The organism is Halanaerobium saccharolyticum, from assembly GCF_003053565.1.
In the GTDB taxonomy this organism is placed as follows: Bacteria; Bacillota; Halanaerobiia; order Halanaerobiales; family Halanaerobiaceae; genus Halanaerobium; species Halanaerobium saccharolyticum_B.
The window spans coordinates 48,257-62,298 of sequence record NZ_QAXS01000006.1 but is presented as its reverse complement, the minus strand read 5'-3'; the positions used below and the strand labels follow the sequence as shown (position 1 = coordinate 62,298).

At 38.7% G+C, this 14,042-nt stretch carries 12 protein-coding genes; all 12 read left to right on the top strand.

Annotated features, from left to right (window positions below):
* Window positions 1-3 precede the first annotated feature (3 nt).
* The 12 genes from C8C76_RS03895 (at window position 4) to C8C76_RS03840 (ending at window position 14,026) form a co-directional block, all read left to right on the top strand.
* On the top strand, window positions 4-1,095 hold the full coding sequence (locus C8C76_RS03895; protein WP_108138834.1) for a mandelate racemase/muconate lactonizing enzyme family protein: 1,092 nt from the start codon (window positions 4-6) through the stop codon (window positions 1,093-1,095).
* 187 nt (window positions 1,096-1,282) lie between these two features.
* Window positions 1,283-2,944 (top strand): ABC transporter substrate-binding protein, encoded by a 1,662-nt coding sequence (locus C8C76_RS03890; protein ID WP_108138832.1) that lies wholly within the window; start codon window positions 1,283-1,285, stop codon window positions 2,942-2,944.
* Between the two features lie 171 nt (window positions 2,945-3,115).
* Window positions 3,116-4,102, top strand: a complete 987-nt coding sequence (locus C8C76_RS03885; RefSeq protein ID WP_108138830.1) for an ABC transporter permease — start codon at window positions 3,116-3,118, stop codon at window positions 4,100-4,102.
* Window positions 4,099-4,956, top strand: coding sequence for an ABC transporter permease (locus C8C76_RS03880; protein WP_108138828.1), 858 nt, complete (start codon window positions 4,099-4,101; stop codon window positions 4,954-4,956). Before C8C76_RS03885 ends, C8C76_RS03880 begins: the two co-directional genes overlap by 4 nt.
* Before the next feature lie 5 nt (window positions 4,957-4,961).
* Window positions 4,962-5,942, top strand: a complete 981-nt coding sequence (locus tag C8C76_RS03875) for an ABC transporter ATP-binding protein (protein WP_108138826.1) — start codon at window positions 4,962-4,964, stop codon at window positions 5,940-5,942.
* Window positions 5,935-6,909, top strand: a complete 975-nt coding sequence (locus tag C8C76_RS03870; protein WP_108138824.1) for an ABC transporter ATP-binding protein — start codon at window positions 5,935-5,937, stop codon at window positions 6,907-6,909. The genes C8C76_RS03875 and C8C76_RS03870 overlap by 8 nt, the downstream gene beginning before the upstream one ends.
* A 105-nt stretch (window positions 6,910-7,014) precedes the next feature.
* Window positions 7,015-7,881, top strand: coding sequence for a MurR/RpiR family transcriptional regulator (locus C8C76_RS03865; RefSeq protein WP_108138822.1), 867 nt, complete (start codon window positions 7,015-7,017; stop codon window positions 7,879-7,881).
* A gap of 16 nt (window positions 7,882-7,897) precedes the next feature.
* Window positions 7,898-8,794 carry an N-acetylmuramic acid 6-phosphate etherase gene (gene murQ, locus C8C76_RS03860; protein ID WP_108138820.1) on the top strand — a complete coding sequence of 299 codons (897 nt, stop codon included), beginning with the start codon at window positions 7,898-7,900 and terminating at the stop codon, window positions 8,792-8,794.
* A 21-nt stretch (window positions 8,795-8,815) separates the two neighbouring features.
* Window positions 8,816-10,579: an ABC transporter substrate-binding protein gene (locus tag C8C76_RS03855; protein WP_108138818.1), complete on the top strand. Its 1,764-nt coding sequence runs from the start codon at window positions 8,816-8,818 to the stop codon at window positions 10,577-10,579.
* 84 nt (window positions 10,580-10,663) lie between these two features.
* A complete protein-coding gene (locus C8C76_RS03850; protein ID WP_108138816.1) occupies window positions 10,664-11,635 on the top strand; it encodes an ABC transporter permease in 972 nt (323 codons plus the stop codon).
* Window positions 11,636-11,648: 13 nt separating this feature from the next.
* Window positions 11,649-12,782, top strand: coding sequence for an ABC transporter permease (locus tag C8C76_RS03845; protein ID WP_108138814.1), 1,134 nt, complete (start codon window positions 11,649-11,651; stop codon window positions 12,780-12,782).
* Between the two features lie 74 nt (window positions 12,783-12,856).
* Complete coding sequence (locus C8C76_RS03840) at window positions 12,857-14,026, top strand: exo-beta-N-acetylmuramidase NamZ family protein (RefSeq protein WP_108138812.1); 1,170 nt, start codon at window positions 12,857-12,859, stop codon at window positions 14,024-14,026.
* Window positions 14,027-14,042: the final 16 nt, after the last annotated feature.

Below are 14,042 nucleotides of genomic sequence, written 5' to 3'. Positions count from 1 at the left end.
AGAATGAAAATCAAAGACATTAAAATTTTTTCATTAAATGTACCACTTAAAAAAGAATTTAAAACTTCCTTAAGAACTGTCAAAACTGCAGCAGAGACAATAATCAAAATTGAAACCGATACGGGCCAGGTGGGTTTTGGAGAGGCGCCGCCGACAGCTGTAATTACTGGAGATACTAACCAGAGCATCAGGGGAATTATTAAAAATAAAATTAAGCCTTTGTTAATTGATGAAGAGATTGAAAATATAGAAAAAATACATTTTTTAATTGAAGAGTCTGCAGTCAATAATAACAGTGCCAAAGCGGCAGTAGAAATGGCAGTTTATGATCTTTTTGCCCAAAAATTAGGGGTGCCGCTCTATAAAATTCTTGGAGGCTATCAAAATAAGCTCGTCTCTGATCTCTCAATCAGTGTCAATTCTCCTGCTGAAATGAAAGAAGACGCACTGCAGGCAGTTAAAGATGGTTATCAGGTTTTAAAATTAAAGGTTGGTAAGGGTTATCAAAAAGATCTGGAAAGATTTAGAGCAGTCCGAAAAGCAGTTGGAGATCAGATTAAAATTAGACTTGATGCAAATCAGGGCTGGCAGCCAAAAAAAGCTGTATCGATTATCAAAACTATGGAAGCTGAAAATCTGAATCCAGAATTAATTGAACAGCCGGTTAAGGCAGCAGACTATGAGGGCCTTAAATTTGTCAGAGACAATGTACTGACTCCAGTGATGGCAGATGAAAGTCTCTTTAGTGCTCAGGACTGTCTCCGTTTACTAAAAATGCAGGCCTGTGATCTGATAAACATCAAATTGATGAAAGCCGGTGGGATTTACAATGCTTTAAAAATTAATGCCATTGCAGAAGCCTATGGAATAGAAGTAATGCTCGGTAGTATGCTGGAGGCAAAAGTTTCTGTAACTGCAGCAGCTCATTTGGCAGCAGCTAAAAAGAATATCACCAGACTTGATCTGGATGCTCCCCTATATCTGGCAGAAGATCCTGTTGTTGGTGGGATGATCATCAATGGACCTGAGATTAGTTTCCCTGCTAAAAATGGCCTGGGAATTGAAGATATATATAATCTGATCGAGGTGGTATAAAGCAGCAGGTTCATTTTTTTATCATCACAGTAAAATTATTTTAACAATTTTCAAAAAAATAAAGGAAATTTTATTATTCTGTTGAATATAAGTAAATAGAGAGGACAAAATGCCGGGGGTGAGATTTCAGTTTTTTAAAAATTTTTAATTTAATTATTCTTTAGAACTTAAACAGGAGGTAATTTTAGTGCAGAAAAAATTAATTTTTTTAATGATTACATTTTTACTTTTAACAGTGACAGCAGGAGTAATGGCGCAGGAAGTAAATAGAGGTGGAATTGTTAATGTTACAGCAAGTAAGCAGGGGGTTTTAGTAAAGAACTTTAATCCGTTTTCTCCAAATGCTCTTCACTCAACCTTTGGTGGATTTTATGAAACTTTAGTTTTTGCCAACTCCTATAAGGGAGAAATTGAGCCCTGGCTGGCAGAAAGCTATCAGTGGTCAGAAGACCTTAAAACTCTAAGATTTAATTTAAGAGAAAATGTAAAATGGAATGATGGAGAAGAGTTTAATGCTGATGATGTTATTTTTACTCTCAAACTGGCTGAAGAAGATCAGGCACTTGACCTTGCTGGAATCTGGGGCCAGGGATTAGAAGAAGTTAATAAGCTTGATGATTATACAGTAGAATTTGTTTTTGATGGAGTTAATACTACAGTTATTCCTCAGGTCGGAAGTATCTATATTGTACCTGAACATATCTGGAAGGATGTAGAAGATCCTTCGAAGTGGAGTGGAAATGAAAATCCTGTAGGAACAGGACCCTTTATGTTTGAAGAAGGCACCTTTGCCGAGCAGTCATATAGATTGAAAAGTAACCCTGACTACTGGCAGCTGGGTGAAGATGGGGAGCCACTTCCTTATGTAGATGGAGTTCAGTATGTTAGTGCAACTGGAAACTCTCAGGCTGCAATGAAGATTATCTCCGGTGAAGTTGACTGGGGTACCTACTTCATTTCTAATATTGAGCAGACCTTTGTTCAGAGAGATCCAGAACACAATCATTACTGGCTGCCGGAGGGTAATATTGTATATCTTAATTTAAATAATGGTAAAGAGCCGTTTTCTAACAGAAATGTCCGCAGAGCTTTAGCGATGGCCATCGATCAGGAAGAAATTACTACAATTATGAATTCAGGAGCAGTTCCAGCTCACCACAGTGGTGTCAAGATGGGCTATATGGACTGGTTAACTGATGTGACCCTTGCTAATAACTGGGGATTTGATCCTGCAGCAGCAGAAGCAGTGTTGAATGAAGAAGGTTACAGCAAAAATGATGATGGTATTATGGCTAGAGATGGAGAAGAACTTTCATTTGAGCTTTATGTACCTACTGGCTGGACAGACTGGATTACAGCAGTAGAAACAGTTAGTACTCAGCTGAATGAAATTGGTATTGATGCCCAGGTAAGACAGGTGTCCTGGCCTTCACCATTTAATGATAATATAATTAATGGAGATTATAAGCTGTCGATTGACTATACCAATTCTGGTTTTTCACCTTATTATCAGTTCAATAATATTCTGCCTTCCCGCCACTATGCACCAATTGGGGAAGCAGCAACAGGTCATTCGCAGGTTAGATACAGAAATGAAGAGGTTGACCAGGCAATAGCAGAATACAGTAAAACAGCAGATAAGGCTGAACAGATTGAACTATTAAATGTTATTGTTTCAGAATTTCTGGATGATACACCAATGGTACCACTCTTTTTCAATCCTGTCTGGTTTGAATATTCTACCAGAAACTTTGTCGGCTGGCCAAGTGAAGAAGATCCATATACTGCACCTTCTACAGCAGGAATGGCTAAGATGCCTGTATTCTTAAACTTACAGCCTGTTGAATAAATAGAAATAAAGCTTTTTAAGATAAAGCTAAAATAAAAAAGATTAGTTAAGTTTCTGACAAACCCTCGATTGAAGTCGGGGGTTTGTTCAGATTAATGGTGCGAGATATTAGCAAAAATAATTTTAAAACAGCAAAAAATTAAATTATTTTTTAAAATGAGGAGGAAGAAGATGAAATATTTTCTGCGGCGGATACTCTGGCTTGTATTTGCAATTTTTATTGCTCTAACAATAAATTTTATGCTGCCGCGTTTGATGCCAGGAGATCCAGCAACAATTCTAATTCAGAGGCTGGAAGGTCTTGAACCTGCAGCAATTAATGCAGTGCGCAATGCCTTTGGTTTGGAAACTGATAAGAATATAATTATTCAGTATAAAGACTATTTGATCGATTTACTACACGGTGATCTGGGAATTTCAATCAGCCATTATCCTACTCCGGTCTGGAATGTCTTAAGGAAAGCACTGCCCTGGACCATTGGTTTAATGGGAATTTCTACAGTTTTAAGTTTTCTTTTTGGAACTTTAATTGGAATTACTCTGGCCTGGAAGCGGAAGAGCAGAATTTCCGATGCAGTGCTCGGCTTATTTCTGTTTATTCGATCATTTCCCTATTTCTGGTTTGGTTTGATTTTAGTTTATTTTTTAGCCTTTAATAACCCTATTTTTCCGCTGGGTGGAGCTACAAAAGTAGGTTTAATGCCTGCAGATGGCTGGGAGTACATAAAGTCTATTCTCTATCACGGTATTTTACCGGGAATGACAATTACTATTACTTCCATGGGCTACTGGATTTTAACCATCCGCAATAATATGATCAATGTTCTGGCAGAAGACTATATAACAGTTGCTAAAGCAAAGGGCTTATCAATGAGCAGAATTAAAAATTTGTATGCAGCCAAAAATGCCATCCTGCCTTCAGTTTCAGGTTTTGCCATGGCTTTAGGTTTTGTAATCGGAGGCAGTTTATTAACTGAAATGGTATTTTCCTATCCTGGAGTAGGTTTTATGCTCTATCAAGCAGTACAGCAGCAGGATTATCCCCTCTTACAGGCGATATTTTTATTTATCATTCTCGGAGTTTTATTTTCCAACTTTATAGCCGATATAGTAATTATGATCTTAGATCCAAGAGTAAGGGATGGTGCTAAAAAATGATAAAAGACATGCTAAAATTATTTATAACAAACCGCAAAGCTCTGCTGGGAGTAATCATTCTTTCCATTTTTATTTTCATAGCGGTTTTTGCTCCTTTAATTGCACCCTATCATCCCAAACAGAGCAGTGATCAGGAAGGTAAATTTCAGCTTAGAGCTGCACCATCTTCCAAACATCTTCTGGGAACCAGTCATGCGGGTTATGATATATTTTCTCGCTTAATTTATGGGACCAGACTTTCATTAATGGTGGGAATTGTAACCGGGGTGATCACAACCTTTATTGCCCTGACACTTGGTCTGCTGGGAGGTTACTACGGTGGAGTTATCGATGACATTATTTCCTTTATCAATAATATTTTTCTGGTTATACCCAGTCTGCCGCTGATTATAGTAATTGCCTCCTATATTACAATTCGAGGTGTCTGGCCAATTATCTTTGTACTTTCCTTTACTGGCTGGGCCTGGGGAACCAGAGTAATTCGCTCTCAGGTTTTAACCGTCAGAGAAAGAGAATTTGTCAAAGTGGCTGAGGTCCTGGGCGAAAAACCGCTGGTAATTGTTTTTAGAGAAATCTTACCCAATATTATTTCTCTAGTTATGGCAACCTTTTTTACTTCAACTATCGCAGCAGTCATTGGTGAGGCAACATTAGAATTTATCGGTCTCGGAAATATCTCAGCAGTTACCTGGGGAACTATGCTCTACTGGGCCCAGAACAATGCAGCTTTACTCTATAATGCCTGGTGGTGGTTTTTACCTCCCGGATTATTTATAGGTTTACTGGGAACTTCCTTTGCCCTAATGAATTTTGCCATCGATGAGATATCAAACCCGAAAATTAGAAAGAGGTAGATATAATGTCAGATAAATTATTAGAAGTCCAGAACTTAATAGCAGGTTATCAAACCAAAATGGGCAGAGTTTTAGCCGTAAATGATGTCTCCTTTGAGCTTAAAAAAGGAGAGCTGATTGGAATTGCAGGCGAATCAGGCTGCGGCAAATCAACTCTTGCTTATTCAATTATGAATTTATTAGAGGATAATGGGGCCATATTTTCCGGTGAGATTAACTTTTCAGGCGACAATCTGGTTGACTTCTCTGCTAAGGAAATTAAGCAGTTTCGCTGGCAGAAGATGTCGATGGTTTTTCAGTCGGCAATGAATGCCTTAAATCCGGTGATGAAGATCAGTGAGCAGTTAATTGATGCCTTAAAAGCCCATCAAAAAGGAATTTCAGAAAAAGAGGCCCGGAAAAGAGCAGAGGAAATGCTGGAGCTGGTTGATATTCAAAAAGACAGATTGGATGCCTACCCTCATCAGCTTTCTGGAGGAATGAAACAGCGGGTAATGATTGCAATGGCCATGATTTTAAATCCGGATCTGGTAATTATGGACGAGCCGACAACTGCCCTGGATGTAGTTGTGCAGCGAAATATTATCGAAAAAATTGAGGATCTGCGCAGTGAATTTAATTTTTCAATTATCTTTATTACCCATGATCTCTCACTGCTGGTTGAAATATCAGATAAACTGGCGATTATGTATGCCGGTAAAATTTTAGAGATTGGACCGGCAGCTAAAATATATTCCAATCCACTTCATCCCTACACCAAAGGTTTAATGAATTCTTTTCCTCCTTTGACCGGGGAGATTGAAGAAATGAGTGGAATTGAGGGCAAGCCGCCTGATCTTCTAAATCCTCCGGCCGGCTGTCCATTTTATCCGCGCTGTGAAAAAAGAATGGAAATCTGTAAAACTGAGATGCCGGAGTTTAAAGAACTAGAAAATGAGCATCAGGTGAAATGCTATTTATATCAGGGAAGTGATAATCTTGAATAAGGAAATACTAAAACTGGACAGGGTCTCGATGCATTTTCCAGTCAAAAAATTTGGCAGAAAAGAAGAATATGTTCACGCCATGGATGATATCTCCTTTTCTTTATATCAGGGAGAGATTCTGGCAATTGTAGGAGAGTCGGGTAGTGGAAAGACAACAACTGCCAATGTGGTTGCAAAATTGCACCGCCCTACTTCAGGTGAAATTTATTTCAACGGTCAGGAAATTTATGGTCAGGAAGTTAGGAAAAATAATTTAGAATACCGCAAAAATGTGCAGATGATTTTTCAGGACCCCTTTGGCGCTTTAAATCCAACTCATACAATCAGGGGAATTTTAGAGAGGCCCTTCGTGATCCACGGGCTGGCAGAGAGAAGTGAGCTGGAGGCCAAGATTAAAGAAGTCTTAGTTCAGGTAGGTCTGGAGCCGCCAGAGCAGTTTATTGATAAATTCCCCCATGAGCTCTCAGGTGGTCAGCTGCAGCGGATTAATATTGCCAGAGCAATTTCGGTAGAGCCGGTTTTACTTTTAGCAGATGAGCCGACCTCAATGTTAGATGTTTCAATTAGAATTATTATTATGAATATGATTAAAAAGTTCAGAGACCGGGATAATATCTCCTACCTATATATAACTCATAATCTGGCAGGTGCTCGTTATATCGCAGATCGAATTGGAGTTATGTATGCCGGAATGCTGATGGAGCTGGGACCGGCTGATGAGATTATTCAAAATGCCTATCATCCCTACACTCAGCTGCTCAGATCTGCTGCCCCACAGCCGGAAAAAGACTTTAAGGAAAATAAGCTGACAACTCAGGGAGAAATACCGAGTCTGGTTAATCCACCTTCAGGCTGCAGGTTCCACCCCCGCTGTCCTAAAGCCATGCCGGAATGTTCAAAAAAGCTGCCGGAGATGTATCAGATCAATGAAAAGCACCGGGTTAGATGTCTGCTTTACAGACAATAATAAAATTATTTTACTAATTTAATAAAATTAAGAAGGATTTTTTATTAATGTCTTGAATATAGTAAATAGTGAGAAAATTTTAATGAATTATTAGGATGTGATTTGATGAATGCAAAAAGAAAATTTCCTCATGGTATTTTGAGGATTAACAGTTATTTAGAACAGTTAAAACCGGCGGAAAAGAGAGTAGCTCAGTATATCCTGGATAATTACGAGGAGGTTATACATCTATCGATCACTAAGCTGGCCCGGGCTGCAGATGTAAGTGAGGCAACAGTAGTTAAATTCTGTCAGCATATTGGCTATTCCGGTTATCAGGAATTGAAGATTATGCTGGCCCAGGTAGAGCAGAGTGGGGAACAGGAGCGAATTTATGGAGAAATAGAAGCTGATGATGAGATAGAAGAGATTATAGATAAGATTTTTCAAATTTATGATCATTCATTTCAGAATACAAAAAAGCTTTTAAAACAGTCAAACATAAAAGAAGCTATTGATTTATTAATCAATGCCAGAAGAATATTTTTCTTTGGTTTTGGCGCCTCAGGAATTGTAGCCGAAGATAGTGAACTAAAATTTAAAAGAATAAATTACAATGCTGAAGCCTTAATTGACAATCACCGTCAGAAGACGATGGCTTCCCTTTTATCAGCAGAAGACCTGGTTGTGGCTATCTCTGATTCCGGTAGAACAAGAGAGTTAATGGAATCACTAAATATTGCCAGGAATGCCGGTGCCAAAATAATGGCCATTACTTCGAATATGGGTTCACCTGTAACTGAGATTGCTGATACTATTTTATTAACTTCTTCTAAAGAAACTCCTTTTCGGGGCAGTGCTCTGGCTTCCAGAATGGCTCAGCTGGCTGTAATAGATGTGCTGTTTTTAGGAGCTGCAGCTGATAAGTATGATCAAACTTTAGAAGCTTTAGATAAAACCAGAGTAGTGATGCAGGACAGTCGAATTAAATAATTTTGGGGGTAAGAATATGGCAGAAAATATGGAAAAGAGGATAACTGAACAGCGAAATCCAAATACTTATCAAATTGATGAATTACCGACTGCTGATGTTTTAAAAATAATTAATCAGGAAGACAAAAAAGTGGCAGCAGCGGTAAATAAAATAATTCCTGAAATTCAGCAGGTTATTGACCGGATTGCTCCCCGGATGCAAAAAGGAGGTAGACTTTTTTATGTCGGAGCTGGAACCAGCGGCAGGCTTGGGATTCTGGATGCAGTAGAGTGTAAACCTACTTTTAGTGTCAGCCCAGAAAGAGTGATTGGTATTTTAGCTGGAGGAGAAAAGGCAATGTTTCGGTCTCAGGAAGATATTGAAGATAATGCTGCACTGGGAGCAGAAAAAATTAGAAGTTATGAAATCAGTCCGAATGATAGTGTGGTAGGAATTGCTGCTAGCGGCAAAACTCCTTTTGTTATTGGCGCCGTAGAGGCAGCAAGAAAAGAGGGAGCCTTTACAGCTGCTTTAGTCTGCAATCAGGATTCAGCTCTGGCTGCAGCAGCAGAAATGGAGATGGCGGTCATTGTGGGGCCAGAGGTTGTAACCGGTTCAACCAGAATGAAAGCTGGTACAGCTCAAAAGATGATTTTAAACATGATTTCAACAACTGTAATGATCAAACAGGGAAAGGTTTATTCTAACTTAATGGTTGATTTACAGCCAACAAATGATAAACTCCGCAGTCGGGCTCAAAATATCTTTAAGATTATTACTGCTGCTGAAAATCAGATTGCAGCAGAATATTTAAAAAGAGCAAATTATGAATTGAAAGAAGCAGTAATTATGTATGAAAAGGGGGTGGATCTAAAAGAGGCCCAGAAATTACTGGCTGAAAATGATGGTGTTTTAAAAAAAGTGATTAACTAAAATATTAAGGGGGATTTTGACGTGAAGAAATTTTTTAGTCTTTCATTGATCTTAGTTTTAGTATTAGGGCTTTCCTTTACAGTTGGCGCTCAGGAACTGGAAAGAAAAGTAGTAAGTGACAGTCTGATTGGAGAAATTGGCGAATATGGTGGAGAATATGTTATTTCTCTTACCTCAGCCCCACAGACTTTTAACTATTATGGAGCTATTGACTGGTCAACTTTTTCTATTATGACCAATGTTTTAGATTCTTTAGTTGAGGCAAATCCAGTTACTAAAGAAATTGAACCTGGTCTGGCAAAAAGCTGGGAATATAGTGATGATGGAACTACTGTAACTTTAAATTTACGTAAAGGTGTTAAATGGTCTGATGATGAGCCGTTTAATGCTGATGATGTAATTTTTACTTTCAATAACCTTACTTTAAACCCTAACGCAGAGGCGAATGAAGTAAGCCGCTATGAAATTGAAGGAGAAATGGTAGAGTTTACAAAGGTTGATGAATATACAGTTGAAGTTAATTTACCTGCACCATATGGTCCTTTTATGAAGATTTTATCTCAGGCACCAATCGCACCTGAGCATAAATTGGCCAAACATTTAGATCCAGAAAATCCTGGAGCAATTAATGAAGCCTGGTCAACAGGAACAGAGCTATCTGAGATTGTTGGTACAGGACCGTTCACTATTGATCAGTATTCTGTAGATCAAAAACTGGTACTTAAAAGAAATCCAAATAGCTGGCGCTATGATAGTGAGGGCAACCAGCTTCCATATGTAGATCAACTAGTTTATGTTTTTGTTCAAAATAGTGAAGTACAGCTGGCCCAGTTCCAGGCTGGCGAAATTGATCAGCTGACAATTAGTGGAAAAGATTTTCCGATGTTAAAACAGCAGGAAGTTGATGGAGCAGATTTTAAAGTATTAACAGGTAAGCCTGTTAACCCAACTCCAAGTCCAACTCACCTTTCTTTTAACTTCGATATCGCTGATAAAGAGCTGAGAGAAGCCTTTAGAACCCTTGAGTTTAGAGAGGCAATGGCTCATTTAATTGACAGACAGCGAATTATTGATGATGTATATAATACACTGGCAATAGAATCTGGGATGCCCGTAGTTCCAACAAATAAGGCGTTTTATAATCCAGAAATTGAAGAGCTCAGACGCGATTTTAATCTCGAAAAAGCCAGAACTATTTTAGATGACTTAGGTTATGAAGATACTGATGGTGATGGAATTAGAGAACTTGCAGATGGTGAGGATTTTGAATTTACTTTAACTACTGCTGTTGATTCTCAGGATAGAGTAGATATTGCTTCTTTACTCAAAGATAATCTGGAGGAAGTTGGAATTAAGGTTAACTTAAATCTGATTAAGGGTAGTTTAGTATTCGATAAGGCTCTTGCCGGTGAATTCGAATCAATGGTTATGGCTTTTGGTAATCAGCCTGATCCTCAGTTTAGAAAAGCTATCTGGCAGCCAGGTAGAGCATTATATTACTGGCATCTATCTACAATGGGCGAAAATGACCAGCCAGTAATGGAAAACATGTTTGACTGGGAAAAAGAGATCTTTGAGATGTTCGAAAAAGGTCAGGTTACAATGGAGCATTCGGCCAGAAGAGAATATTATGATAGATGGCAGCTGATTAATGCTCAGAAACTACCTGTAATCTTTATTACTAAAGGAATGGATCTTTCTGCAGTCCAGGATAATGTTGGCAACTATTATGTAAATGATAACGGCATCATAGTTGGAGTAAATTACACAGTTTATAAAAAATAGTTTAAAAACTATAATAATTAAAACTTCCGGGGGGGCTCAGCCCTGCCCGGATTCTTAATAATATTTATATAGGAGTAGATTAAGATGATGAATTATATACTCAGGCGCTTTTTGTATATGATTCCCCTGATGATTTTAATTTCAATTTTATCTTTTACAGTTATTAAGCTGCAGCCAGGGGAATTTGGAAGTCAGTATTTTAGTAATCCAAGAGTTTCACCGGAGACTGTTGAAAATCTTAGAGCAAGACTGGGGCTTGATCAACCTACATATATGCAGTATTTAACCTGGGTTAAAGGAATAGTTACCGAAGGTGATTTTGGTTATTCATTTGCCTATAAGCGCCCGGTAGCAGAACTAATCTGGGAAAGAATGGGCTGGACTGTAGTTGTTGCAGGCAGCACTATCTTATTTACCTGGGTCCTTGCAATTCCGATTGGAATTTTTTCGGCAACCCACAAGTATTCTATTTTTGATTATGTTTTTACTTTTATCGGCTTTATTGGTATTTCTGTTCCCAACTTTTTTATGGCCTTATTATTAATGTATTTAGTATTATCTATGGGAGGAACAGAGGTCGGCGGCTTGTTTTCCCAGCAGTATATCGGTGCCCCCTGGAGCATTGCCAAGGTGATTGACCTCTTAAAACATATCTGGATTCCTTTAATTGCAATTGGAACAGCTGGAATGGCAGGTATTTTAAGACAGATGCGGGGAAACCTACTTGATATTTTGGGGGAGCAGTATGTACAGACCGCCAGAGCAAAAGGGCTGAATGAGAATGTGGTTATTTATAAGCATGCGGTTCGTAATGCGATTAATCCCCTGATTTCAATGTTTGGGATGCAGCTGCCAAAACTAATCAGTGGTACAATTATTTCAGCGATTGTTTTAAACCTGCCGACAATGGGGCCTTTCTTTTATGATGCCCTGATCAACCAGGACCAGTATCTGGTTATGACCTTTTTGATGTTTTCAGCATTTATGATGTTAATCGGTAATTTAATAGCTGATTTACTGCTGGCACTGGTTGATCCCAGGATTCGACTTGATTGAGGAGGATTTATAGATGGATAAGCAGAATGAAAAAATAGAGACAGAAACTAATAAATTAGATAAAAGTGTGAGCTATAAGGCAAAAATAGTTCGCAGATTTTTAAGACATAAGATTGGAATGTTTGGAGCGGTAATTTTAATCATTATTTATCTCTCAGCAATTTTTGGTGGATTTATTGCTCCCTACAATATGCTGCAGAAAAATGAAGAATATACATATGCTCCTCCAACTAAAATTCATTTTATCGATCAGGAGGGTAACTTCAGCCTCCGCCCCTTTGTTTACAAGCTGGAAAAGGGTAGAGACCCGGTAACTTTTGCAGTTGAATATCAGGTTAACAGAGAGGTCAAATATCCTATCCACTTTTTAGTTCGGGGAGAAAAATATAAGCTTTTGGGTCTTTTTGAAACAGATTTACATCTATTTGGTTTAGAAGAAGGAGCAGATTCAAAACTATTTTTAATGGGAACTGACCGTTTTGGCAGAGATCTATTTGCCAGGACCTTAATCGGCGGCCGGGTATCTTTAAGTGTCGGTCTTTTTGGTATTTTATTAAGTTTCTTGATTGGAATAATTATGGGTGGGATCTCCGGTTATTATGGCGGCTGGATTGATAATTTAATCCAGCGGTTTATCGAACTCCTCCGCTCTTTTCCAAGAATCCCGATCTGGCTTGCTTTAAGTATGATTCTGCCACCTGAATGGTCTTCAGTAAAAATTTATTTTGGAATAGTAACTGTACTTTCCTTTATCGGCTGGACGGGAATTGCCCGGGTTGTCAGAGGTCAGTTTTTAAGCTACAGAGATAAGGATTTTGTTGATGCTGCCAGAGCCCTGGGGGCAAGTGACCGCTCTATAATGTTCAGACATATTTTACCCAACACAATGAGTTATTTAATTGTGGCGGCAACTCTTTCTTTTCCGGGGATGATACTTGCTGAAAGCTCAATGAGTTTTTTAGGGCTCGGTATCAAAGAACCAATGACCAGCTGGGGATTACTTTTAAAACAGGCCCAGCAGATGTCAGTTTTAAAAAGCAGTCCCTGGATTTTAGCTCCCGGAATTTTTATTATTGTGACAGTTCTTGCCTTTAACTTTGTTGGTGATGCAATGCGGGATGCAATCGATCCCTTTGCAGTTGATTAAATTTTTCTGTTTAAATGCACCAGGTAAATTATTTTCATAAGTTTTTAAAAACTAAAAAGTAATGGTGATCTTAAATGAGTAAATACAGAAGTGGTCTTGATAATCTTATTGCTGGAAAAATGGATCAATTAAAAGACCAGCGGCTGGGATTAGTAACAAATCATACCGGTTTAAGCTCTAATTTAGAAAGTACTATCGATATTTTATCCAAAGAGCCGGAGATTAATTTAGTCAAATTATTTGGTCCCGAACATGGGGTTAGAGGTAATGCTGCTGCAGGAGACAAAGTGGAAGATCAGCTTGACTCTAAAACCGGGCTAAAAATGATCAGTCTCTATGGAGACAATAAAAAGGCTTCAGCAGAAATGCTCAGAGATCTTGATGCTTTAGTTTTTGATATTCAGGATCTGGGCCTCAGATTTTACACCTATTTATCAACCCTGCTCTATACTATAGAAAGCTGTGGAGAAAATGATCTCAAATTATATATTCTGGATCGTCTCAACCCTCTGGGGAGAAAGCTTGAGGGTAATATTGTTCAGCCTGAATTCAGATCCTTTATCGGTCTTTATCCACTTCCCCACCGGCACGGTATGACCTTTGGTGAGCTGGCGCAGTGGGCAAATCAGGAGTTTAACTTAAATGCTGAGCTGGAAGTAATTAAATGCTCAGGCTGGCAGGGAGAGACATTTGCAGAACCCGAGAGTGAAGATGATTTGTTCTGGATTCCACCTTCACCTGCAGTTCCCCATTTCAAGACAGCTCAGGTTTATCCAATCAGCTGTATGCTGGAGGGAACAAATATTTCTGAAGGCAGAGGAACAGCCAACCCCTTTGAATATTTTGGAGCTCCCTGGATTGAGCCGGAGCTCTTAAGCAGAGAGCTGGAAAATAAAAAGCTGCCGGGTTTACGCTTCAGACCGGTCTATTTTATTCCTGCAGCTTCCAAGCATCAGGGCCAAGAATGTGGTGGAGTTCAAATTTTAGTTAGTGAGGAAGAAAAAGTTGGTTCATATCTTTCAGCTTTAACTATTATTAAAACTCTTTTCAAACTTTATCCTGAAGAGACAGAGTGGCTGCAGCCGCCAAAAGACAGTCAGAAGTATTTCTTTGATTTGTTGATGGGGACAGATCAGGTCAGAAAAAAGATTGATCAGGATTATGCTGTTAGAGATATTTTAGCAGACTGGAAGCGGGAGCTGGATCAATTTAAAGAAAGCCGAAAAGAATATTTGCTTTATTGAAATCTTTCTGGATAAA